Annotated in this window: 15 protein-coding genes; 7 read left to right on the forward strand and 8 right to left on the reverse strand. The window is 68.4% G+C overall.

The window, feature by feature from the left end; all coding sequences use genetic code 11:
* Nucleotides 1-5: 5 nt before the first annotated feature.
* Nucleotides 6-1,271, reverse strand: a complete 1,266-nt coding sequence (locus G6N67_RS14020; protein WP_036431196.1) for a PucR family transcriptional regulator — start codon at nucleotides 1,269-1,271, stop codon at nucleotides 6-8.
* Between the two features lie 106 nt (nucleotides 1,272-1,377).
* Here G6N67_RS14020 and G6N67_RS14025 point away from each other — a divergent pair, with 106 nt between their 5' ends.
* The 4 genes from G6N67_RS14025 to G6N67_RS14040 all read left to right on the forward strand — a co-directional run bounded on the left by G6N67_RS14025 (nucleotide 1,378) and on the right by G6N67_RS14040 (nucleotide 7,182).
* Complete coding sequence (locus tag G6N67_RS14025) at nucleotides 1,378-2,835, forward strand: class I adenylate-forming enzyme family protein (protein ID WP_036435148.1); 1,458 nt, start codon at nucleotides 1,378-1,380, stop codon at nucleotides 2,833-2,835.
* Nucleotides 2,836-2,853: 18 nt separating this feature from the next.
* A complete protein-coding gene (locus G6N67_RS14030; RefSeq protein WP_036431199.1) occupies nucleotides 2,854-4,620 on the forward strand; it encodes a DUF3556 domain-containing protein in 1,767 nt (588 codons plus the stop codon).
* The gene (locus G6N67_RS14035) at nucleotides 4,617-6,035 is read left to right on the forward strand and encodes a phytoene desaturase family protein (protein ID WP_036435150.1); all 1,419 of its coding nucleotides are present in this window, start codon (nucleotides 4,617-4,619) and stop codon (nucleotides 6,033-6,035) included. Before G6N67_RS14030 ends, G6N67_RS14035 begins: the two co-directional genes overlap by 4 nt.
* A gap of 145 nt (nucleotides 6,036-6,180) precedes the next feature.
* Complete coding sequence (locus G6N67_RS14040) at nucleotides 6,181-7,182, forward strand: DUF4331 family protein (protein ID WP_036431202.1); 1,002 nt, start codon at nucleotides 6,181-6,183, stop codon at nucleotides 7,180-7,182.
* A 3-nt stretch (nucleotides 7,183-7,185) separates the two neighbouring features.
* Here the strand turns inward: G6N67_RS14040 and G6N67_RS14045 are convergent, their stop codons facing one another.
* The 6 genes from G6N67_RS14045 to G6N67_RS14070 all read right to left on the reverse strand — a co-directional run bounded on the left by G6N67_RS14045 (nucleotide 7,186) and on the right by G6N67_RS14070 (nucleotide 20,507).
* Nucleotides 7,186-8,064 (reverse strand): MBL fold metallo-hydrolase, encoded by an 879-nt coding sequence (locus tag G6N67_RS14045; protein ID WP_036431204.1) that lies wholly within the window; start codon nucleotides 8,062-8,064, stop codon nucleotides 7,186-7,188.
* 2 nt (nucleotides 8,065-8,066) lie between these two features.
* On the reverse strand, nucleotides 8,067-11,246 hold the full coding sequence (locus G6N67_RS14050; protein WP_407663349.1) for an arabinosyltransferase domain-containing protein: 3,180 nt from the start codon (nucleotides 11,244-11,246) through the stop codon (nucleotides 8,067-8,069).
* A 29-nt stretch (nucleotides 11,247-11,275) separates the two neighbouring features.
* Nucleotides 11,276-14,515: an arabinosyltransferase domain-containing protein gene (locus G6N67_RS14055; RefSeq protein ID WP_036431207.1), complete on the reverse strand. Its 3,240-nt coding sequence runs from the start codon at nucleotides 14,513-14,515 to the stop codon at nucleotides 11,276-11,278.
* 91 nt (nucleotides 14,516-14,606) lie between these two features.
* Entirely contained in the window at nucleotides 14,607-17,891 is a 3,285-nt protein-coding gene (locus tag G6N67_RS14060; protein ID WP_081812479.1) for an arabinosyltransferase domain-containing protein, read from the reverse strand.
* Entirely contained in the window at nucleotides 17,863-19,743 is a 1,881-nt protein-coding gene (locus G6N67_RS14065; protein WP_036431212.1) for a galactan 5-O-arabinofuranosyltransferase, read from the reverse strand. Before G6N67_RS14065 ends, G6N67_RS14060 begins: the two co-directional genes overlap by 29 nt.
* Nucleotides 19,743-20,507 carry a decaprenylphospho-beta-D-erythro-pentofuranosid-2-ulose 2-reductase gene (locus G6N67_RS14070; protein WP_036431214.1) on the reverse strand — a complete coding sequence of 255 codons (765 nt, stop codon included), beginning with the start codon at nucleotides 20,505-20,507 and terminating at the stop codon, nucleotides 19,743-19,745. The genes G6N67_RS14065 and G6N67_RS14070 overlap by 1 nt, the downstream gene beginning before the upstream one ends.
* Nucleotides 20,508-20,654: 147 nt before the next feature.
* Between G6N67_RS14070 and G6N67_RS14075 the strand changes: the two genes are divergently transcribed.
* The 3 genes from G6N67_RS14075 to G6N67_RS14085 are packed head-to-tail and all read left to right on the forward strand — an operon-like array spanning nucleotide 20,655 to nucleotide 22,581.
* Complete coding sequence (locus G6N67_RS14075; protein ID WP_036431217.1) at nucleotides 20,655-21,725, forward strand: oxygenase MpaB family protein; 1,071 nt, start codon at nucleotides 20,655-20,657, stop codon at nucleotides 21,723-21,725.
* Nucleotides 21,726-21,728: 3 nt separating this feature from the next.
* A complete protein-coding gene (locus G6N67_RS14080) occupies nucleotides 21,729-21,944 on the forward strand; it encodes a hypothetical protein (RefSeq protein ID WP_036431220.1) in 216 nt (71 codons plus the stop codon).
* 10 nt (nucleotides 21,945-21,954) lie between these two features.
* On the forward strand, nucleotides 21,955-22,581 hold the full coding sequence (locus tag G6N67_RS14085; RefSeq protein WP_036431223.1) for a TetR/AcrR family transcriptional regulator: 627 nt from the start codon (nucleotides 21,955-21,957) through the stop codon (nucleotides 22,579-22,581).
* Nucleotides 22,582-22,641: 60 nt separating this feature from the next.
* Here G6N67_RS14085 and katG read toward each other — a convergent pair whose 3' ends face one another.
* On the reverse strand, nucleotides 22,642-24,843 hold the full coding sequence (katG, locus tag G6N67_RS14090; RefSeq protein ID WP_036431227.1) for a catalase/peroxidase HPI: 2,202 nt from the start codon (nucleotides 24,841-24,843) through the stop codon (nucleotides 22,642-22,644).
* Nucleotides 24,844-24,859 lie beyond the last annotated feature (16 nt).

The following is a 24,859-nucleotide window of genomic DNA, read 5'->3' on the forward strand; positions in this document are numbered from 1 at the left end:
GGTGGTCAGTTGCCGGCCAACACCGCGGAGCGGTAGCGCTGACACAGCAACAGCGCCAATTCCACGTCGAGCCGGTCGTTTTCGATCGGGCGCCCACGCCGCTCCTCAGCCCGGCCGACTCGGTACTTCACGGAATTGAAGTGCAGGTTGAGTTCCTCGCCCGCGGCCTTGTAGCTCGCGCCGTGGCGCAGATAGACCTGCAGCGTGTCCCGTAGCCGGGCGTCGTTGTCGGTGTCCGATGCCAGCGCGCCCAGCGTGTCGGTGACGAATTCGCGTGCCGCATCCAGGTTCTCACCCAGCAGGGCCGCCGCGGCGAGCCCCGGATCGGTTGCGGCGGTGACGCCACCGGTGCCCGCGGCGATCGCCACCGCGCGGGCCCGGACGGCCTGATGGTGCGATCGGCGGAAGCCGTCGACGCCGCGCAGCGGGACGCCGAGGGCCACGGCGGGCGCGTTGTCCTGCGTGCGGAGGAAGTCGCGGGCCACCTCTATCGCGTCCGCACTCGCCGTCGCCGGCAACGGAACCCAGCCCCACCCGGTGTTGCGGTCGGCCGGGATGAACAACGGATGACCGTGCGCTCCAACAGCTTCTGCGATACCGCGCAGGATCACCTCGAGCCGCGCGAGCCCGTCCTCGCGGTCACAATCCGCCGGCCACCACAACACCACGGCCAGGTGCGTGCGCTGCATCGGGTACCGCAGCGCGGCGGTGAGGGTGTCGGAATCGGCCTCCGCCGACGACATGGGCGTCGCGAGCACCTCACGCACTCGCAGGGCCCTGGCGCTGTTCTGATTGGCCAGCCACCGCTCGCGTTCGGTTTCGTAGACCACCACCACCTGCTGGCTGATCCAGTCGATGTACCGGAACGACACCGAGGTGATGCGTTCGAACACCGCCAACCCGGTCTGCGCGTCCAGGCCGGCCTCGTTGACCTCGGCGGCGGCCGCGTCGATCACGAGCGCGTGCCCCAGCCGGTACGCGCGCACCAGCGCATCCATGGGCACTCCGCGCTGGGCCACGCGGCGCGCGTACTCGAGGGCCGCGGTGGGCGGTTCGATGTTGCCCAGCGATATGTCGTGGCGCAGCGCATGGAAGATGGTCTCGACGTTGCCCGCAACACTGGAGCCCAGCAGCTGCACCAACTCGGGGTCGCCGCGCAGCTGCGTGATGTCGCTGGCCAGCGCGTGTTGCACGGTGCGGCTCACCGCGGATTGCCGCGCGATCAAGCGGTCCATCACGACGGCTGAGGCGGCAGCGACAGCGGCGTCCATGCCCTGAACCCTAGAACGCGGATTTGTTTCCCGGCGACAAATCGCGGGGTCGACTTCATCGCCCCGCGATGGTGTGGTGCCTGCCACAAATTTCTACCGTCGTGACATGTCGCTCTCCACTCTGCCCGACCGCCGCGCTGCCGCGGTACCTCATGCACCCGCCGTCGCCGACGACGCGCTCGATCTCGACAACACGGCATTCCTCGATGCCGTGACCCGGGCCGCGGCCGCGTTGCGGGCCGCCGGCGTCGGCTCCGGTGACGTTGTCGCGATCAGACTGCCCAACCGCGCCGAGTTCGTCGTCGCGCTCTTCGCGGCCTGGCGCCTCGGTGCCGCGGTCACCCCGATCAGCCCCACCCTGGTCCCTGCCGAGATGGCCTATCAGGTCGCCGACGCAGGCTCAAAGGTGCTGCTCGGGGACAGCCCGCTCGACGCCGAGGTGCCGGTGGTAACGCTCGACGACCTGGCAGCCGCTGAGCCCGACCCGGTCGCACCCGCCGGCAACGCCGCCGACGCACTGGCCCTGCTGATCTACACGAGCGGGACCACGGGCCGGCCCAAGGGCGTCATGCTCGACCACGCCAACGTCGATGCCATGTGCGCCATGGTGATCGAGGGTTTCGCGCTCACCGGCGCCGACCACAGTCTGCTGATCCTGCCGCTGTTCCACGTCAACGGCATCGTGGTCAGCACCCTGTCGCCGCTCATCGCGGGCGGCCGGACGACGATCGCGGGCCGGTTCGACCCCGCCACGTTCTTCGGCCGGATCGAAAGCACGCGCGCCACCTACTTTTCCGCGGTGCCGACGATCTACACCATATTGGCCGGGTTGCCGCCCGAGGTGCGGCCCGACACCAGCTCGGTGCGGTTCGCGGTGTGCGGCGCGGCCCCCGCCAGCGTCGAACTGCTCGACCGGTTCGAACGGCGCTACGGCATCGGCGTCATCGAGGGCTACGGCCTGTCCGAGGGATCGTGCGCCAGCACGGGCAACCCGCTCGACGGCAAGCGCAAGCCGGGCACGGTCGGTATCCCGCTGCCGGGTCAGGAGATCCGGATCGTGGACACCATGGGCACGCCGGTGCCGCAAGGTGAGGCGGGCGAGGTGATCATCAAGGGCCCCAACGTGATGCGCGGCTACTTGAACCGGCCCGAGGAGACCGCGAAGACCGTCGTCGACGGTTGGCTGCACACCGGCGACATCGGACGTTTCGACGAGGACGGCTACCTGATCCTGGTGGACCGCGCCAAGGACATGATCATCCGCGGCGGTGAGAACATCTATCCCAAGGAGATCGAGACCGTCGTCTACCAGTTGCCCGCGATCGCCGAGGCGGCCGTGGTGGGCCGGGCCAACCCGCTCTACGGCGAAGAGCCCGTGCTGTTCGCGTCGCTGCACCCCGGTGCCGAGCTGGACGCCGGCCGCATTCGCGAACACCTGGCCGCGTCGCTGTCGAAATACAAACTGCCCGTGGATATCACGATCCTTCCGGAACTGCCCAAGAACCCCGTCGGCAAGATCGACAAGCCGTCGCTGCGCAAGACGCTCACCGCCGCCCGAACCTGAAAGCCAAAGGAGCCCATCATGGGATTCGTCAAACCGACGTTGCCAGACGTCGACTTCGAAGAGTTTCTGCGGATGCCGCTCATGGAGCGCATCCGGATCATGACCACCAAGTGGGCCGACCACGGCCTCGGCGCGCCCCGCATGATCCACGTGCTCTACATCGTCAAACTCGTCTTCTTCTACGCGCTCGGCGGCGTCGTCGTCGCGACCACGACCTCGCACCTGCCTGCCTTCTGGCATGTGTCGCAGTGGTGGGACCAGCCCATCGTGTACCAGAAGCTGATCCTGTGGACCGTCCTGCTTGAGCTCATCGGCCTAGCCGGATCGTGGGGGCCGCTCGCAGGCAAGACCAAGCCGATGACCGGCGGTTACCGATTCTGGGCCAAGGTCAACACGATTCGGCTGCGGCCGTGGAAGGCTGTGCCGTTCACGGGCGGTGACCGGCGGACCTGGTTCGACGTCATCGTGTACCTGGCGCTGAACGTGAGTGTGGTGGTGGCGCTGGTGCTGCCCGGTGTGCCCAGCGACTCACTGTCGAAGGTGTTGCCGGACAACACTTCCGGCCTGGTGAGCCCGAGTTTGCTGATCGTGCCGATGGTGCTGCTGGTGGTCATCGGCCTGCGGGACAAGACGATCTTCCTGGCCGCCCGCGGTGAGCAGTACCTGCCCGCGCTGCTGTTCTTCGCGACGCTGCCGTTCGTCGACATGATCATCGCGGGCAAGCTGCTGATCGGCACGGTGTGGATCTGGGCGGGCATCTCGAAGTTCGGTCTGCACTTCACCAACGTCATCCCGCCGATGGTGAGCAACAGCCCGACCATCGGCCTCAAGTGGCTCAAACGCGCGCACTACCGCAACTATCCGCATGATCTGCGTCCGTCACACCTGGCGACGTTCATGGCGCACGGGCCGGGAAGTTTCGTGGAGATCGTCGCGCCGCTTGCGCTGCTGCTGTCCCCGTGGCCGTGGCTCACGTTCGGCGCGGCCACGGTGATGGTGTGCTTCCACCTGTTCATCATCTCGACGTTCCCGCTCGCGGTTCCCGTGGAATGGAACGTGCTGTTCGCCTACCTGACCGTCTTTCTGTTCCTCGGCTTCCCGAACTGGGACGGCTACGCGATCGCGGACATGTCCTCGCCCTGGCTGACCGTCGCCCTGCTGGCCGGGTTGTGCTTCTTCCCGGTGCTGGGCAACCTGCGACCCGATCTGGTGTCGTTCCTGCCCGCCATGCGGCAGTACGCGGGCAACTGGGCTTCGGCGGTGTGGACCTTCACCCCGGGCGCCGAGCAGAAACTCAACCGGGTCACCCGGTCGTCGCCCAACACGGTGGACCAGTACATCGATTTCGGATGGGCGCCGATGGAGGCCGAGGTCTTCACGCAGCAGATCATCGCGTGGCGGGCGCTGCACAGCCAGGGTCGCGGGCTGTACTCGGTGCTGCTCAAGAGCCTGCCCGACATCGACACCCGCACCGTGCGGGAAGGCGAGATGGCGTGCAACACGATCATCGGCTTCAACTTCGGTGACGGTCACCTGCACAATGAAGATCTGATCGCCGCGATCCAGACCGAGGCGCAGTTCGAACCGGGCGAGTTCGTGGTGGCATGGGTGGAATCACAACCGATCCACAAGAAGACCCAGGAGTACAAGGTGATCGACGCGGCACTCGGGGTGATCGAACGGGGCACGTGGAACGTCGCGGATCTGGTCGACGAGCAGCCCTGGCTGCCCAACGGACCCATCCCCCTGAACGTGACGTGGCAGCGGGCCGGGGTGCGGGCGTGAGCACCGCGGTGGTGGTCGGTGGTGGGCCCAACGGGCTCGCCGCCGCCATCACGCTGGCCGGCCGCGGCGTCGACGTCACGGTGCTGGAGGCCTGCGACGAGATCGGCGGCGGGGTGCGGTCGTCGAGCGAGGGCGGCTTGGTCCATGACCAGTGCGCGGCGATCCACCCGATGGCGGTCGGCTCGGCGTTCCTGAGTGGGCTCGGACTCGACCGCCACGGCCTGCGGTGGCGCTGGCCCGAGATCGACTGCGCGCATCCGCTCGACGGTGGCGGCGCGGGCCTGCTGCACCGCAGTGTCGAGGCCACCGCGGCGGCGTTAGGCGAGGACGGCGGCCGGTGGCGCGCGGCGTTCGGCGGCCCGGCCGCGCGCTTCGACGTGCTGGCTCAGGACATCATGGGCCCGTTGCTGCGGGTGCCCAAGCATCCGTTGGCGCTGGCCCGGTTCGGCGCCCCCACGGTGCTGCCCGCGGCGGTGTTCACCCGGCTGTTTCGCACCCCGCAGGCCCGTGCTTTGTTCGGAGGCGTTGCGGCCCATACGTTTCAGCCGCTGCACCACCCCCTGACCTCGGCGATCGGGCTGGGCATCATCACGGCCGGGCACCGGCACGGCTGGCCCGTGGCCGAGGGCGGTTCGCAGGCCATCACCGACGCGCTCGCGGCCGTGCTCGCCGAGTTGGGCGTCAAGGTGGAGACCGGGGTTCACGTCACATCAGCGGCCCAGCTGCCGCCCGCCGACGTCACGATGTTCGACATCGCACCGACAGCGGTGGCCGACATCCTGGGTGACCGGTTGCCGCGGCGCGTCGCCCATGGCTTCCGTCGTTTCCGCTACGGCCCAGGCGCGTTCAAGGTCGACTTCGCGGTGGAAGGCCCCGTACCGTGGACCAATCCGCAGGTGGGCCGGGCCGGAACCGTGCATCTGGGCGGTGATTTCGACGAGATCGCCGCGACCGAGCGGGACATCCACGCCGGCCGCATGCCGCGGCGGCCGTTCGTCCTCGTCGGCCAGCAGTACCTGGCCGATCCGAGCAGATCCTCGGGCAACGTCAATCCCGTGTATTCGTATGCCCATGTGCCCCATGGCTATACCGGGGATGCGACCGAGGCCATCATCGGTCAGTTCGAGCGGTTTGCGCCCGGCTTCCGGGAGCGCATCGTCGGCATGGCGGTGCGGTCGACCACCGAGATGTCGGTGTACAACCCCAACTACGTGGGCGGTGACATCTGCACGGGCGCCAAGGACATCCGGCAACTGGTGTTCGGTCCGCGCACCACACTGCAGCCCTACCGGGTCGGTGTGCCCGGCATGTTCATCTGCTCGGCGGCCACGCCGCCCGGGCCCGGCGCACACGGCATGTGCGGTGCGAACGCCGCCGAGCAGGCGCTCACCTTCCTTGCGCGAGCAGTCGCGTAGCTACCCCAAAACGCCCAATTTGGGGTACCGACGCGTCTGCTCGGCGAGGAGCGGTACCAGCAGGCGAAGGCTCTTGCAGGACATTGGGTTGGGCAGTCACGTGATCTCCGTGCGGGCGGAACCGTGACGCGGTTGGATAGGGCCCATGTCAAACCACTTCACCGGCCTCAGCCTGGGCCCACCGCTGGGGGATCAGCGTCTCGATCTGTGCGACCTGTACGCGTTCCAATCGCCCGCAGATCCGGCACGCACCGTGCTGATCCTCAACGCCAACCCGAACGCCGACGCGCTGCACCCGGACGCGATCTACCGGCTGGCCATCGACAACGACGGTGACCTGCGCAACGACATCGCGTTCAGCTACGTGTTCTCCGAGCCGGTCGGTGGTCGCCAGACGGTCGATGTGTACCTCGCGGCCGGCGACGACGCCGAGTCACCCGAGGCCGTGGGGGAGCGGATCTTCACCGACGTCGAAGTTTCGTTCGGCAAGGAGCCGAACATCGTCGAGACCAACGGATTCCGGTTCTTCGCCGGGGCCCGCAGCGATGCGTTCTTCTTCGATTTCGACGGCATCAAGAACCTGTTCGACATCACGGGCGGCCGCAACTTCACCGCGCCGCATCTCGGTGGCGAATCCCCTTGGACGGGACAGGATTCCAACACCGAGGCCAACGTGTTCTCGATGGTGATGGAACTGCCGACCGAGCAGCTGGGTGCCGACCCGGACATCCGGATCTGGGGCCGGTGCAGTGTGCGCCGCGACGGTGAACTGCTGCATGTCGACCGCGCCGGGCACCCGTCGGTCAGCAGCTTCTTCAACACCGACGACACCAAGGAGGAATACAACGCCAGCGAGCCGATCCATGACCGGGAGCGCTGGATCGGCCAGTTCATCCACCTGCTCGGACACACCGGCGGCTATTCACATGACGAGGCGGTCGCGGCGATCGACGACGAAGGCATCCTGCCCGACATGCTGACCTACAACCCGGCCAGGCCGGCCAGATATCCGAACGGGCGCGTGTTCACCGATGACGTGATCGACTACCGGTTGGCGTCGCTCACCAAGGGCGACTGCCCGCCGTCGGGCTTGAGCCCGCACACCGACACTCTCGACGAATTCCCGTATCTCGGCCCGCCGCACTGAGATTCAGATCGGGTCGACGTCCAGCCAGTCGTCGACCTGAAACCGGTCGCCGCGCGCCACGATGGTCGCGCCGCCGTGGCCGGGGTAGTGCGCCGGGATGACGGTGGCGCGTCTGCGCGTGGCTTCGGCGAGGATGCGCCTGCGGGTGACGGCCGCGGCGTCGGCGTCGACGTCGAATGCGCACGGGTCCGACGGCCGCGGGATCTGGATCGGGCAGTGGGTCAGATCGCCGACGAACACCGCCGGATGGCCCGCGTCGAGCCACAGCACCGAGGATCCCGGCGTGTGCCCGGGTGCCGACCGCAACGCGAGCGATTCGCTGATCTGGTAGTCGCCCGACCACAGCACCGTCTGGTCCTCGACCGGCAGCACGCTGTCGGCGAACACGGTCCGGATGCCGTCGTGGGTTCCCGGCCCGTCCGGGCTGAAGAACCGGAAGTCGGCTTCGGGCATGAAGTAGCGCGCGTTGGGGAACGTCGGCACCCAGCCGTCGCCGCGGCGCATGGTGTTCCACCCGACGTGGTCGGTGTGCAGGTGTGTGTTCACCACCACGTCAACACTTTTCGGGTCGACGCCGGCCTGCGTCAGACCGTCGAGGTAATCGGTGTCGAGATTCGACAGCACCGGAAGGTGGGGTCGTTCACGCCCGTTGCCGACCCCGGTGTCGACGAGCACGCGCAGCCCGTCGACGTCGATCACCCAGCTCTGGATCGCGACCCGCCACTTCCCGGTCGCCGGGTTGTAGAACGTCGGCACCATCAGGTCGGCGTTGTCGGTCCAGGCCTGTGCCGGCGTCTGCGCGAACAGCTCGATCCCTGGCTCGAACGTCAGCTCCAGAACCCGGGTGACCGTGGCGTTCCCGAGCCGGACGCGATCAGCCATGGCTACGGGCCGATCCGGATCCGGCCCGGCTTGTACAGCCCGCTGTGGGTCGACTCGCCGAGGTCGATGTGGGCAGGCTCGGCATCCACGATGGTGTCGAACCTGCGCAGTGAGCCCCAGTCCTGACCCCAGTCCCGCGACAGGTACGTCGACATCACCGAAGCCCGCAGTAGCAGGTCGGTGATGCCGAGCAGGCCGCCGTTGATGCCGTCCTGCCACGTGTCGGTGCTCTGCAGCTTGGCGTAGTAGTCGGGCGAGATGCGGAACTTGGGCACCTCGGTCACGCCGTTGGCGTGCAGCATCGGCTGCTGACACGGGAAGGCCAACCCGACCGCCCAGTCCATCAGCACGGGCTGCTCGGAGCCGATGTACTCCTGCACCGACCGGACCTCGGGCACACGCGGCGGCGTCACCGCGATCCAATCGCCCTGGCTCAGTGACAGATCCTCGGCGATCACCCGGACCGCGACCGCGTCGGCGGGAATCTCCGAGCGCGGGTAACGCAGGTTGCGCCACGACGGGGTGGGGCCGACGTCGAACGGCTTGACCCGCCCCGCGGGCACCGGAGCGCCGTCGGGTCCGCGCCGTGCGTACTCGATCTCGATGGTCTGACCGGTCGTCAAGCCCTTGGCGACACTGGTTCCGGTGATCGTGCCCGCGGCGGTGATCACCACGAGCGGATGGGCCGCGTCGGCGGCGGGCAGCTCGTACCACGCCGATGCCAGCTTGCTCTCCTGTTGCGCGCCAAGCGAATACGTGCCAGCAACCGGAACCCGCGCGGGGTCCAGGCCGTAGGGCAGCGGGACGGTCGAGCCGTTGACACCCGGTGTGGACAGCTTGATCGGCTGGGTCCAGTCGTAGTCGGTGCCCGGCTGCGGGTTGTTGAGCCGGATGGCCTCGGCGATGATGCGGTCGGGAACTCCGTTGGGGGAGAAGCCCGTCGGCTTCTCGCCGCCCAGCGGGCCGAGCGGCCCGTAATTGCCCGGCAGCGCCTGCAGGAAGCCCGCGTTGGAGTCCGGTTCGACCAGCACGTCGTCGGCCAGGCCGCAGCCGCCGGCGAACGCGCGGACGTTGGCCCACCCGTTGGAGTAGGTCGGGTACTGGCGCACCACGCCGACGACCATCGACGCGACGAACACCATGACCATGAACCCGGCCGCGATCGGAACGGGTGCCGCGGTCAACCGGTCGACGACGCGCGACTCGCCGCGGCGCGACAGGTGCAGCCAGAACGCCCACAGCGCCGCGATCGCCGAGAGTGCGAAGAACACCGTACTGACCGTGACACCCGCGAACTTGGGCACCGAATTGTTGAACGGCGCACCGAAGTTCGACACATACCACCAGCCGTTGGTGGACGCGAAGCAGAACGCGAGCACGAAGAACACGAGCGCCAGGAACGCCATCCGGTTGCGTGCCGATCTCAGCACGGCAGGCGACACCAGCACGGTCGTGAGCGCGGCCATCGCGCCGCCCACGGCCGCGAACAGGCCGAAGTGGTGAATCCACTTGGTGGGCGTGAACATCAGGAAGAACATGGTCGCGAAGATGATGCCCATCAGTCGCCAGGCCGGGCCCCGCGCGACGCCCGCGATCCGCTTGCGCCGCAGCATCATGAACAGCGACGGGAACAGGCACATCGCGGTGAACACGAAGGCCACGCGCCGCGAGATCGCGCCGTCGGTCGTGGGCAGGATCAGGTAGTAGTACCGCAGGTTCTCGGTCCACCATTCCTGGCTGGGCCCGATCGCCGTGCGAATCCTGGTGGCCTCCAGCACCGTTGCCAGGGTCTGGTCGGCGAACACCACGGCCAGGATCACGGTGCCCGCGGCCAGCAGCGGCGCCACCAGCGGCCAGGTACCCACCATGCGGCGGCGACGCATCACGATCCGCAGGATCGGCCGGCCGCCCGCGAGCAACGCCGCGACCGCGATGAGGCCGGTCGGCTGGATGCCGAGCGTGAACGCGGCGGTGGTGATCGCCAGCGCGGCCGGGGTCAGCCGGCCCGAGGTGACGGCCCGTTCGATCAGCACGTAGGTGATCAGCGCGCCCGTGGCGATCTGGCCTTCGGGCCGCAGGCCGTTGTTGAACGGCATCCACGCGCCGAGCAGGACGAGGCCTGCCGCCCACAGCGCGGGCCTGCTGGCCGATACGGCCGGGCCCAGCCGCGGCAGCACCTCGCGGGACAGCAGCAGCCAGCAGACGAGCGCGCAGACCAGGTCCGGCAGCCGGATCCAGATGCTCGCGTCGCTGACATGGGTCATGAGTGCCAGCAGGTTGTAGTACCAGCCGAACGGATCCTCGGGACTGCCGAACCACCGGAAGTAGTTGGCCATGTATCCCGCGTGGTCGGCCGTGCGGGCCATCTGCAGGATGTAGCCGTCGTCGGAGGAATTGGCACCGATCACGTACCAGACCAGGAACCCGCCGACGACCACGCCGTCGACTGCGGTGAGCGTGCGCCAGCGGGTCGGGATGAGCCGGTGCATGCGGCGCCCGTCGAGCCGGTCCAGACGCCACAGCGCGAGCAGCGCGATCACGGTCGAGACGATCGCGAGCAGCATCGCCGCGAGTTTCAGCGGCGTCGGATGGGTCGTGAAGCGCGTGTCGATGACGGCCGACATCGAAAGACCTTGCGGCGCAGGCCCGGACAGGTCGGTGAACACCCCGACGATCGCGGGCCGCAGGTTCGGGTCGGCGTAGCCCGTGCGCTGCGGTTTGCCGGCGTTGGCGCCGGACACCTGGGTCAGGCCCACGAAGTCGGCGTACGTGCCGTCGGTCGTCGACGTGATCTCGATGCGCTGACACGCGGGGTCGGCGACGCGGTCCCGGTTGACACTCGCGACCACGACGTTGCGCACGATCACGTCCACGCGGGATTGCGTGACGTTGACGAGCATCGCGTTGAGTGCGGCGTCGCGGCCCTTGGCGGGTGCGGTGCCGAACACCAGGCCGCCTTGGGGAGGCAGATCCCGCACCACCGCGCACGGCACCGTCGCGGTCAGGCTCACCGGGGCTTGCGTGATCAGCGGGGCCGTGACATTCGTGAGCTGACCCTGCTGCGGCCAGTTCAGCGTCGCCGTCGTCTGCACCACGGGCAGGATCGGGGTGGTCACCGCGAGCACGAACCCCAGCAGACCCGCGATCGTGGCGACCCAGCGCGCGATCTTCACGTCGTTCACGCCTGACTCCACGCTGCCGTTCACTTCGTTCACGGCAGGGCCCTGATCGGTCCGCCGCGACTCCATCCGAACACTCGCGTCTGTCCTTCCTCGATGGCTGCGCTCGGCGCCCGATCCTGCGGCACCACCCGGATGTAGCGCTCGAGCGAGCCCCAGTCCCGGTACCAGTCGTCACGCAGGTACGTCGGGATCGCCTCGGTCCGCAGCAGCGCCTGGATGAACAGGAACGGTCCGCCGTCGGCAGCCGACTGCCACTGGTTCGAGGAGGCCACCATCTGCTTGAAATTCGGGATGATGCGGTATTCCGGCAGTTCGGCGACGCCGAGCCGCTCCGAGAACGGCCGCTGGCACGGGAAGTTCGCCGCCGTGGCGATGTCCATCATGACCGGGGTCTGGCTGCCGAGGAACTGTTGCGCGGTCTGCAGCACCGGCACGCGCGGCGGGGTGAACGCGAACCACTGGTCTTCGGACAGGTTCGGGTCGTCGGCCACGATGCGGGCCACGTTGGCCTCCGGTGGCGCCGTGGTGAGCGGGAAGCGCAGGTTGCGCCACGCCTTCTGCTGGAAGATGTCGATCGGCTGCACTTCGTTGAGCGCCTGGAACGAGCCGTCGGGCCGGGCCACGCCCCACTGCAGCTTGAGCGACTGGCCGTAGTTGAACGAGCCGTCTTCCTCGTAGTACCAGATGGCACCCGCGGCCGCGACGGTCACGAGCGGGCGGTCCGGTGTGCGGGGCGGCAGCTGGTACCAGGCCGAGGTGGCCTTGGCGGCCACGGTGTTCTCGTTGAAGCTGCCCATCACCGGGGTCCGCTTGGGATCGAGACCGAACGGCAGGAACACCCGCGAGCCGTTGACACCTTCGGGGCCGTAGCCACCACCGGTGCCCGCGGTGTAGCCGATGCCGATATTGGGCTTGTCGACCGGGCCGTCGGAGTTCACGGTGCCGGGGTTGGCCGCCACGGGTTCGGCGGGTTCGAGCGTGTCGCTGACGCCGTTGGGCGTGAAGCCGACGGGATCCTCGCCGCCGAGCGGACCGTACTGGCCGAAGCGCTGCCCCGGGACGGGTTGCAGCATGCCGGCGTTGGTGTCGGCCTCGACGAGGACCGCGTCGGCCATGGCACAGCTGTCCTCGGACAGTCCGGAGCGCAGCGCGGCCAGGTTGGCCGCACCGGTCGTGTAGACGGGGTAGCGGCCGGCCGTCGCCTTGAGCATCGAGCCCAGCTCGAGCACCACCATGATAGTCGCGACGATGAGCAGCGGGGTCGACGCCAGCGCGCGGTTGCGGCCGGTGTTGGCGACCTCGGTGTGCCCGGAGTAGTCCATGCGGAAGTGCAGCCAGCCGGTGAGCAGGCCGCCCGCGATCGCGAGCACCAGGAAGATCGTGGTGACCGGGAACCCGAAGATGACGGGTTGCTTGTCGAACCACGGCACGCCGTAGTTGCCGACGTAGAACCAGCCGTTGAGGCCAGAGGTCGCCCACGCCAGGATGAACAGCAGCGCGGTCACGTACAGCGCCAGGTTGCGGCGGCTGTGCAGCCCGACGCGGGCGAACGCGAAGGCTGTGACGCCGCCCAGCGCTCCGGCCAGCCCGGCGAACGCCCCGAACTGCACGGCCCACTTGGTCGGCGTGAGCATCAGCAGCAGCAGCCCGATGGCGGTCGAACCGGCCAGCCGCCACACCGGGCCACTGACGGCCCCGGGCACGCGGCCGCGCCGCAGCAGCACCATGATCAGGCCGAACACGCACAGCAGCAGCACCAGCACCGCGAACCGCCGGGTCAGCGAGCCGTCGACGCTGTCCTCGACCGTGAGGAAGTAGTACCGCAGGAATTCCTGGTACCAGGGGATGGTCGGGCCGACGACGTATTTGATGCGGACGGCCTCGGCGACCGTGGCCAGTGTCTGGTCGCGGAACACGATCACGAAGACAAGCGCGGCCGACGCCGCGAGCGGGGCCAGCGACGCCAGGATTCCGAGGCCGCGGCGCCGCTCGGTCACGATGCGGCCGATGGCGCGCGCGCCGACCAGCAGCGGCGCCAACGCGATGAGGCCCTGCGGGGCGAGCGTCACGGAGAACATCGCGATGACGATCGCGATGGCCGCGGGCCACAGCCGCCGCGTGCCGATGGCGTTCTCGACCAGGATCCACACCGCGACCACGGCGAACGCGATCAGTGGTTCGGGCCGCAAGCCGTTGTTGAACGGCAGCCACGCGGCGAGGAACGTCGCGCCCGCGGTCAGCATCGCGACCCGGTTGGCGGCCACGCGCCTGCCGATCCGGGGCAGGATGCAGCGGCTGATGATGAGCCATGTCGCGATCGCGGCCGCCGTGGCGGGCAGTCGCATCCAGACGCTGTCGGTGCTGATCGCGGCCAGGTGCGCCAGCACACTCTGGTACCAGTCGAACGGGGCTTCCGCGGCGCCGAAGTAGCGGTAGTAGTTGGCGGAATAGCCGGCTTCGGCCGACACCCTCGCGATCGTCAGGTTGTAGCCGTCGTCGGTCGAGAGCGCGCCGACGATGTGCCAGACGAGCAGTCCGCCGATCACCCCGGCGTCGGTGATCCAGGTCCACAGGCCCACCCGGCGGCGCGTGCGCGGGGGCCGTCTTCTGCCCGCGACGCGGTCCAGCAGGATCAGCGCGATGATCGATGCGATGACGCACGCGACGCTCAGGAACATCACGAGCGACTTGAGCGCGGTCGGTGCGGTGATGAACCGGGTGTCGACGTCGACGCGGGCGCCCAGACCGGGCTGGGCGGGCACCTTCAGATCGGTGAACAGGCCTGACACCTGGGGGCGCTTGTCGACCGCCAGCGTGCCGGTGGCCCCCGGGATGCCGACGAAGTCGGCCCCGACCGCTCCGACGTTGGCCCAGACGTGGATCTGGCTGCAGGCCCCGGAGTCCACGGCGGCCCGGGGCGCGACGGCTGCGACGCTGTCGCGGAACGCCACGTAGACGACGTCGGCGTTGGCCCGGACGAACATGCCGTTGCGCCCTGCTTCGATGCCGCCGGCCGGGTTGGTCGAGAACACCACGCCGCCGTCTCGCGGCAACGTGGCGACGGTCGCACACGGGATCGTGACGTCGAGCGCCTTGGGTGCGCCTGCCACCAGCGGAGCGGTGACATCGCTGACGTTCCCGTCGGCCGCGGGGGCCTGCGGCCACAGGATGGTCGCGGTGGTCTGCGTGACTGGTAGCAGTGGCGCGAGGACGCACAGCAACACACCCGCGATGCCGGCGAAGACGGCGATCAGACGTGCGATGCCCACAACTCGATCGGTTGGTTCATCGGAAGGCACGAGGCTCGATGGTATGCGACCAGGATGTGAGCCCCGGGTTCCCCTACCGCGTGGCCGCCGATCAACTCAGCCGCAGTGGCGCCGGGCTCCACAGCCCGCTGCGGGTCGCGGTGCCCAGATCGAGGCGGGCCGGCACGGCGTCGCGGTACCACGGCGTCAACCGCTGCAGCGCGCCCCAGTCCCGGAACCAGTCGTCCTTGAGGTAGGTGGGCACGCTCGACGGCCGCAGCAGCAGCTCCGAGATCCCCAGCGGCCCGCCACCGAGGTAGTCCATCACGGGTGAGTTGGCCTCCGCGCCGAACCGGTCGGGCAGGATGCGCCACTTGGGCACCTCGGTCACGCCGTACTGATGCGCGAACGGCCGCTGGCACGGGAACGCGAGCCCCACGAGCCAGTCGAGCAGCACGGGATCGGTCGACCCGACCACGTCCTGCAGCGTGCGCAGTTCGGGGATGCGCGGCGGCGTCACCGCGATCCAGTGCTGCGGCGCGAGATCGTCATCGGTGGCGACCAGCCGGATCTGGGTGGCGTTGCGTGGGATCGCGGCCAGCGGGGCGCGCAGGTTGCGCCAGGCCGGTGCGGCGCCGACGTCGGCGAATCCGACGGTGCCGCCCGGCTTGTTCTGCGCGGCGCCGGCGTCGTCGGCCCATTGCACGGTGACCTCGCCGGCGTCGAAGCGTCCGGCGGCCGAGACCACCAGCAGCGGGCCCGCCTTGTCCCGATCGGGGAGGCGGTACCACGCCGAGCGCATCACGGCGGGGGACTGGGTGCCGGCCCGCCAGCTGCCCAGCACGGGCGTGGTGGCCGGGTCGAGGTTGTAGGGCAACCGGGCGCGTGACCCGTTGACGCCCGCGGCCGCGGTGGTGCCGCCTTCGGTGCCTGCCTCGGCCGCGGTCTCGTCGGCAGAGTCGGTGTCGGCGAAGTTGCCGGACCCGGGCTGTTCCATCACGGGGTCGGCAGAGACGTCGGAGGGAATCCCGTTGGGCCCGAAGCCTTGTGACGTACCTGCGCCAAGGGCCTGGCCCGGCGGTTCGCCGATCGGGGCGAGCATGCCCGCGTTCGGGTTCTCCTCGACCATCACGTCGTCGGCCAGACCGCACGTCTTGCCGGTCAGCGCTTCGAGGTTGGAGCGGCCCACCGACCACGCCGGGTACTGATCGGTCATGGCCAGCGTCAGCGACAGAACCTCGAACATCACCAGCACCCACGCGGCGATCGCCAGCGGTGACTGCACGATGCGTTGCCAGCGGCGTTGCGGGCCGTCAGCGGCCACATCCCGTCCGCTGAAGTGGAACCACGCCGCGAGCAACAGCGTCAGCACCGAAAGCCCCAGCAGCATCGTGGTGAATCCGAAGTGCCACTCGGGGAACGAGTTCGACCACGGTACGCCGAAGTTGGAGACGTACCACCAGCCGTTGACGGTCGCGAACGACAACGCCATCACGAACAGCACGGCGGCCGCGAACATGGACCGGTTGCGGCGCGACTTCATCGCGGCGGCCGTGACGGCCACGGCGGCCAGCGCCCCCAGTGAGCCGGCCAGCCCGGCGAACACCCCGAAGTGGTGGGTCCACTTGGTGGGGGTGAACATCATGGCGAAGAACGAGATGATCGTGATGCCGACGATGCGCCGGCTCGGTCCCGCGGCCGTGCCGGGGATGCGGCCCTTGCGCAGTGACATCGCAACCGACACCGCCAGCGCCAGCAGCAGCGTCAGCACCGCGAAGCGCCGGGCCACCGAACCGTCGGGGCTCGTGGTGAACAACCGCTCGTAGCGGATGTGCTCGTCGAACCAGCTCAGGCTGGGGCCGACCGCGGATTTGAAGGTGCTGGCCTCGATCTCGCCGACCAGCGTCTGGTCGCGGAAGATCAGGATTATCGTCACGGTGCCCGCAGCCAGGATCGGCGCCAGCAGCGCGAGCCGGCCGAAGCGTGAAGTATGCGCGGCCACAATCGTTTTCAGCGGCCCGACGGCAACCAGCAACGCGCCCACCGCGGCAATGCCGGTCGGGCCGGAGAACAGGGTGAGCGCGCCGATGATGATCGCGATGGCCACCGGCAACAACCGGCTGGTCGCGACGCCACGTTCCACCGAACACCACGTCAGCAGGATGCCCAGCGCGATGATGGGTTCGGGCCGCAGGCCGTTGTTGAGCGGCAGCCAGAACGCCAGGAACATGCCCGCTGCCGTCCATGCCGCGGCCTGGCTGTGCTTGACCGCGTGCCCGAGGCGCGGGATCACCTCGCGGCTGATCACCCACCAGCACGCGAGCGCCATCAGCAGCGTGGGCAGGCGCATCCACACGCTCGCGGTCGATACGTGCGCCCACAGCGCCAGCAGGTCGTAGTACCAGCCGAAGGGGGCTTCTGGCGTGCCGAACCAGCGGTAGTAGTTGGCCATGTAGCCCGCGTGTTCGGACACGCGCGCCATGGTCAGGATGTAGCCGTCGTCGGACGTGTTGGCCCCGACGAAATGCCACCACACCAGCACCGCGGCCACCAGGCCGTCCAGCGGGCGCAGCGACCACCAGCGCGCGGGCAGGAAGCGTTTGATCCCGCGGCCGTCGGCGGTGTCGAGGACGTGCAGGGCGCCGAGCGCGATGAGGGTCATCGCGACACCGATGATCATCGCGAGCGTCTTGAGCAGCGTGGGTGCGCTGCTGTACCGCGAGTCGATCGTGGCCGAGAACTTGAGCCCGTCGGGAGCGGGCCCGGAGAGGTCGGTGAAGACGCCGACGATCTGGGGCCGGAAGTCGTAGCCGCTGCGTTCGCCGCGCAACGGCGCGTCGGGGTCGTCGGCCGTACCGCTCGCGTCGCCCTGTGTGAGGCCGACGAATTCGCCCGTCACCTTGTCGGCGTGGGCCGTGAACGTCACGTACTGACAGGCCGGGCTCAGCACCTGGTCGAGCGGCGCGCTCACCACGGGGGTGTTGCGGACGATGATCAGCAGGTCGTTGTTGACGCGTTCGATGAGCAGGCCGCGGTCGATGGCTTTCGGGGCCTGCTTGGGCACGGTCGACAACAGGACCGTGCGGCCCCGGTTGTCCGGTCCGGCCAGCCCGGCGGCGGCCTGACACGGCACGTTGATGGTCAGGTCGGTCGCGACGTAGCCGATCAGCGGCGCGTTGACGCTCTGCCAGACACCGTTCTGCGGCCAGTTGAGTTCGGCGGTGGTCTGTTTGACGGGCAGCAACGGCGTCGCTATCGCCATGACTGCCCCGAGAAGACCCGCGACGATCGCGATGAGCCGCGCGGTCCGGTGGTTGCTGCTGCCCGCTGGGTGCGGTCCACTCACGGGCTTTGATGCTAATGCGGCGTCAGTCGCCATCGGATCTCGGCTTCCCATCAGGCTTGCGGATTGCGAGGACGAACGGCCCGACGTCGGACACCTCGAACCGCGGATCGTCGAAGATCGCCGAATCGAGCGCAACGTGGTAGCGGCGCACGTTGGGCTGGTTGGGGTAGACGTCGGACGCGAGTCGCAGCGTGTAGGTGTCGTTGGCCCCGTGCCGCATCAGGAACACCGTCGGCGGCGGCCACGGCAACGCGTCGAGGGCACTGACGAACTGGTCGGGCTTGGTCAGCGTGGCCCAGTCCTCGATCGCCTTGGCGCGTTCGTCGAACTGTGCGAGCGGGTTCGCGTAATGCGAAGTCAAACCCTGGAACCCGTAGTACGGGTAGTACGACAAGAAGCTGTAGTCGGCTGTCAGCACCACGGTCTGGTTGCGGGGCACCCCGGTGATGTCGAGGATCTTGGCGTCGATCTCGCGGTAGTAGCGCTCGGCACCCGGGGCCCGGCGGTCGGCGCGGACCCCGGTCCCGTCGGTGTCGGTGTAGGCCACGTTGATGTCGGGGCGCAGCACGTCGGGAATGTCCTGGCTGAAGGTCAGCGCGCCGATCGAGCCGACCGCGGCCGCGGCCGCGACCACCCGGCGCCCCGTTTCGGGCTGGTAGCGCCGCGCGATCGCCAGCGACGCCTCGACGAAACCGAACGCGCCCGCGGTGGTGAGCAGCACGGTCAGGGTCGGCTGCAGCCGGAACGACAGCAGCGTGGTGCCCACCAGGGTGGTCAGCATCGACAGCAGCGACCACGCGTAGACCGCGAGCACCGCGACGGCCAGGGCGCCGGCGCGCGTCGACGAGCGGGCCCGCACCACGAGCCACAGCGTGCCGACCATGCACAGCGCACCCAGCAACGTGCCGCTCAGCATCGGGAATGTCAGCTGGGCGCCGTCCTGGGGCAGGTAGTGCTGGGCCGTTCCGGTGTCGGCGGGTTTGCCGCGCGCGGCGGCCAGCAGGTACGGGCCCCAGCCGATCAGCGCGATCGCGCCGGAGATCGCCGCGATCACGATTCCCCGCAGCAGCGGGTCGAACGTGCGGCGGGCCACCGCGAGCACGATGCCCATGATGGCCAAGGTGAACGCGGCGTAGGCGAACAGCAGCGTGTAGAAGAGCCCCGTCACGCCGAGGAAGACACCGACCCCGACGATCGCGGCCCAGCCGCCGTTGCGGGACTTGCCCCGCAACCCCGACCACGCCAACACGAACACCGGGGGCAGCAGCACCGTGATGATGGCCGCGTACGGCTCGGCGGGGGAATAGGCCAGCATCGCCGCGGTGCCCGCGGTGGCTGCGATCAGTGCGTACTCGAAGCGGATCATGGCTGCCCACAGCACAAGTGCCAGGACGGTGGCGATCGTGATGGACACGATGGCCCACGGCTTGAACATCTCCCACGCGGGCGTGTCGGTGCCCGCCGCGATGCGCCCGCCGATCCAGAACCAGCCCGGCGGGTAGAACGGCGGCAGCCCGATGTAGGTCATGTCGTGCAGGCCGGGAGTGTCCGTGAGCCGGGTCAGGTACTCGGTGCGGAACTGCTGGTCGACCGAGACCCCGAACAGGTACAGCTTGGTGGCCCCGAGCGGCATGGCGAGCGTGACCACCGAGAACGCGGACAGAAAGACGAGCCCGGCCAGCCTGGCCAGCGTGCGCCTGCCCCGGCGCCACAGCACACCGGCGGCGAATATGCCTGCCAGGGCGCCGAATTGGCCGACGGTGGTGAGGGCGTGCAGCTGGTTGGAGGTGTTGTAGGCGGGCCATTCCACGCGGGCTATCGCGGCGATCGACACGCCGGCCACGGCCGACGAGATCAGCACGGCGATGACCATCTGGCCGACCACCCTGGCCGGGCCCCGCATCAGATGGGGAGCTTGCGGAAGATGGGCCGCGGGATGTGCCGCAGGACCATCATCACGTAGCGGAATGCGCCTGGGGCCCAGACGAGTTCCTTGCCTTTCGCCGATGCGGTGACCGCAAGCTCGGCGACGTACTCCTTGTCGACCGTCAGCGGTGCTTCTTTGACGTGGGCGCTCATTCGGGTACGGACCTGGCCGGGCCGGATCACCAGTACCCGAACACCATACTCGCGCAGGGCCTCGCCGAGGCCCAGGTAGAAGCCGTCCAGGCCGGCCTTGGTGGAGCCGTAGACGAAGTTGGACCGGCGCACGCGCTCACCGGCGGCCGAGCTCATCGCGATGATGCGGCCCGAACCCTGCGCGCGCATCTTCTCGCCGAGCAGCACACCCACGGAAACGGCTGCGGTGTAGTTGATTTCGGCGATCTGCACGGCCTTGCGCTGGTTCTGCCACAGCTCCTCGGCGTCGCCGAGCAGGCCGAACGCGACGATCGCGACATCCACATCGCCGCCCGCGAACGCCTTGTCGATGACGGCGGGGTGACTGGCGGTGTCGACTGCGTCGAAGTCGATCACCTCGACGTCCTTGGCGCCTGCGGCACGCATCTGGGCCACGGCGTCGTCGCGGCCCGGATCGTCGGGCAGCGCGGCCAGCACGATGCGGGCGGGCGCGGTGCGCAGATAGCGCTCACAGATTGCCAGCCCGATCTCCGAAGTGCCGCCGAGCAGCAGAATCGTCTGGGGGTTACCTACGGCGTCGAACACCATCTAGCGCAGCTCCAAGCCTCGGGGACATCGTGACGAGGGTACCGTGCGGCAACTCTGACAAAGCCGGACAATCCGCGCGCAGGCATCTTGACCCGCTTTCCTACATCGCGTAGCTTTTTTCTACACCTTGTAGGAAATGGGGGAGACATGGCCATCCGTGACTGGTTGACGTTGCCCGAGACGGAACCTGGGGAGGACTACGGGTTCTTCGGCCCCGATTCGGTGACGTGGAAGGTGTGGAGTTATCCCACGTCGCTCTCCATCGGGTTTCAGCGCGCCGTCGTCGTCGAAGAACTCGACCCGGCGCTTGTCGCGGCGGTCGACAAGACTCATGAGATCTACTCGCGGCCGCGCACCCGGTATGACCGGACGTTGCGCTACTTCGCCATGGTGGCGTTCGACGACAGCCGCTCGACCACGAAGGCCGCCGATGTCCTGGTCAAGATCCACTCCAAGGCCATCGGCACCGATCCGGTGACCGGAAAGACCTACGACGCCAACGATCCTCGTTCGCAGCTGTGGATTCACCTGACCGCGTGGCATTCGATCCTGGTGGCCTACGAGAAGTACGGCCCCGGCCCGCTGCCGCCGGAGGAGGAGTTGCAGTACTGGCGGGAATGCTCGATCGCCGCCGAGCTGCAGACCTGCGACCCGTCCGATGTTCCCCGTACCCGCGAGGGTATCCGTGAGTACTTCGAGCAGATGCGGCCCCAGCTGATCGGTTCGGACATCGCCCGGCAGGCCATGCGCCACCTGCTCGGCGCCGAGGTGATGTTGCCCGAGATGCCGCTGCTGCTGCGTCCGGCAACCTTGGTGATCACCGCGCTCCTGCGCCGCGGCACCTTGGCGACGATGCCACGGTGGATGCGAAAGATGGCCGGGCTCAGCACTTCCCGGGTGCTCGACGCTTTGGTGGTGGCGCCGCTGAGCGCTGGGTTCACCCTGATCGCCATGAGCAAGCGGCTGCAGCTGATCCTGCTTCGGCTCCTGTCACCGGCAACCCTGCCGATCGGTGCGCGGGTACTGCTGTCGGTCCCGCCGAAGGATCCGGTCACCACGACCCCGCGCGAGGCCCAGCGTCGTTACGGCTACGCCGCCCCGAGCCAGGCGCACTTCGAGCTTCGCGATAGGCAGGCGGTCCGCGTGTTCGGCGAAGGGCGTGCACCCAGTGACGAGGGCATCGTTGAGTCGCAGCCGATTCTCGGTGGGATCGGTTGACGCATGATCAAGGATTTTCTCAACTACCGGTTGAGCATCAGGCAGCTCGTCTATCTTGCGCTCGTGGTTGGCGTCCCGTACTTCGTGATCGGCGTGGTCTGGGCTCTGACCCACAGTGATCACATCGCTGGGTTGACAGGGCTGGACAAGCTGTTTTCACTGTTGGGCGAGATCGTCGCGTGGCCGGTGCTGATCATTGCGGATGTCTCCCTGACATGAGTGAACTGACGTGAACCAAGCAGCAATCGCCAACCGGGCCCGGGCCGAGCATCTGGGCCCGGACCGCCGCCGGCCGCAGGTACTCGACACCGCGTTGGAGATCGCCGCGCAGCAGGGCCTGGCCGATGTGACGATGGGAAACATCGCGAAGCGGCTGGGTGTCACCCGGCCGGTCGTCTACGCCTGCTATCCCGGCCGCGGGGAAGTGCTTGCCGCACTGTTGGATCGGGAAACCGACACGGTGCTGGCCGGCCTGCTCGAACTGCTGCCGCCGCGCCGCACCGGTTCCATCGAGCAGTTGTTCGTCGACGGGTTCCGCGCGCTGCACTCCACCGTGCGTGAGCGTCCGGCGTCGTGGCGCATCATGTTCGGGACCGACGCCGACCCGGTGCTCACCGCGGCCGTCGCGCGCGGGCGTGAGCGCATCCGCAACCAGCTCGCGACTGTCATGCGCCCCCTGTTGCAGCGTTGGCAGGTCGAGGACGTCGAGACCGTCCTGCCCATGCTGGTCGAGGTGTTCCTGGCGATCTGCGAGGCCGCGGTGCGGAAGATGCTCGCGGGCGATGACGACTCCGGGCTGGTCGCCGAGACCTTCGGCAGGGCCGCCTACCGTGCGATGCGCGCAAAACCCCAGTGACACAACAACACCCCGCGAGCCGAAGCCCGCGGGGTGTTGCACCGTGCGTCAGTCGGTCGGTCAGACCTCGAGGTCGAACCGATCGTTGTTCATCACCTTGGTCCACGCCGCGACGAAGTCCTTGACGAACTTCTCCTTGGAATCGTCTTCGGCGTACACCTCGGCCAGGGCCCGCAGCTGCGAGTTCGAGCCGAACAGCAGGTCGACTCGGCTCGCGGTCCACTTGGGCGAACCGGTGGCGCGGTCGGTGCCGACGTACGTGCCGTCATCGGCCGGGGCCGGTGCCCACTTGGTGCCCATGTCGGTGAGGTTGACGAAGTAGTCGTTGGTCAACTGACCCTTCTTGTCCGTCAGAACCCCCAGGTCCGAGCCACCGTGGTTGGCACCCAGCACCCGCAGGCCGCCGATCAGCACGGTCATCTCGGGAGCCGTCAGGCCGAGCAGGTTGGCCCGGTCGATCAGCCGGTACTCGGGCGCCAGGGTGTCGCCCTTGCCGACGAAGTTGCGGAAACCGTCGCCCTTGGGCTCCAGGTAGGCGAACGACTCGACGTCCGTCTGGTCCTGGCTGGCGTCCCCGCGACCCGAGGTGAACGGCACCGCGACGTCGAAGCCGGCGTCCTTGATCGCCTTCTCCAGGCCCACGACACCGCCGAGGACCACCAGGTCGGCGAACGACACGCCAGTGTCCGAGGCCTGCTGGATCTCCTCGAGCTTCCGGATCACCTGCGCCAGCTCGTCGGGCTCGTTGACCTCCCAGCCGAGCTGGGGCTGCAGCCGGATCCGGCCGCCGTTGGCCCCGCCCCGCATGTCGCTGGAGCGGTACGACGCCGCTGCCTTCCACGCGGTGTTCACCAGCTGCTGCACGCTCAGGCCCGACTCCGCGATGGCCGTCTTGAGCGTGGCGACGTCAGCGTCGGACAGCGTCTTGCCTGCGGGGGTGATGTCCTGCCACAGCCAGGTCTGCTTCGGCACCAGCGGGCCGAGGTAGCGCACCACCGGTCCCATGTCGCGGTGCAGCAGCTTGAACCACGCCTTGGCGTATTCCTCGGCCAGCTCCTCCGGGTGATCCAGCCAGCGGCGGGTGATCTCACCGTAGATCGGATCCATCCGCATCGACAGGTCGGTGGTCAGCATCGACGGGTGGGTCTTGCCGGTGCCCTGGGCCATCGGCACAGAGTTGGCCCAGCCGTTGTCCTTGGGCTTCCACTGGTAGGCGCCCGCGGGGCTCTTGGTGAGCTCCCACTCGTTGCTGTAGAGGATTTCCAGGAAGCTGTTGTCCCACTTGGTGGGGGTGTGCGTCCAGGTCACCTCGAGGCCGCTGCTGACGGTGTCGTTGCCGACGCCCGGGTTGGCCCAGCCGAGCCCCATCTGCTCGAGCGGAGCGGCTTCGGGCTCGACGCCGTTCTCGATGTCGGTCGCGCCGTGGGTCTTGCCGAAGGTGTGGCCACCGACGATCAGCGCTGCGGTCTCGACGTCGTTCATCGCCATCCGGCCGAAGGTCTCGCGGATGTCGATGGCTGCGGCCACCGGATCCGGCTTGCCTTCGGGGCCTTCGGGATTCACGTAGATCAGACCCATGTGGCTGGCGGCCAGCGGGTTCTCCAGCTTGGTGCGGTCACTGCCGGAGTAGCGCTCCTGCGAGCCCAGCCACTCGTGCTCGGCGCCCCAGTAGATGTCCTCCTCGGGCTCCCAGTAGTCCGGGCGGCCGAACGCGAAGCCCGCGGTCTTGAAGCCCATGTGCTCCATGGCCCGGTTGCCCGCGTAGACGATGAGGTCCGACCACGAGATCTTCTTGCCGTACTTCTTCTTGAGCGGCCACAGCAGACGGCGCGCCTTGTCCAGGCTGACGTTGTCGGGCCAGCTGTTCAGCGGGGCGAAGCGCTGCATGCCGCGCCCGCCGCCACCGCGGCCGTCCTCGACCCGGTAGGTGCCTGCCGCGTGCCACGACATGCGGATGAAAAGCGGGCCGTAGTGGCCGAAGTCGGCGGGCCACCAGTCCTGCGAATTGGTCAGCAGCTCATCGAAATCGCGCTCGAACGCCTCGAAATCGAGCGTCTTGACTTCCTCGCGGTAGTCGTAGCCCTCGTCGGTCGGGTCGATGGCAGGCGGGTTCTTCTGCAGGATCTTGAGATTGACCGCGTTGGGCCACCAGTCGCGGTTGCTGCCACCCTCGACGGGAGGCTTGATCCGCATGGGACAACCGCTTTCGGCGGGTTCGGTCTGAGACTCACCGATAGGGGGATGGGTTTCGGCTTCAGCCATGACAAATCCTTTCCGG

It is taken from the genome of Mycolicibacterium mageritense, from assembly GCF_010727475.1.
GTDB lineage: Bacteria > Actinomycetota > Actinomycetes > Mycobacteriales > Mycobacteriaceae > Mycobacterium > Mycobacterium mageritense.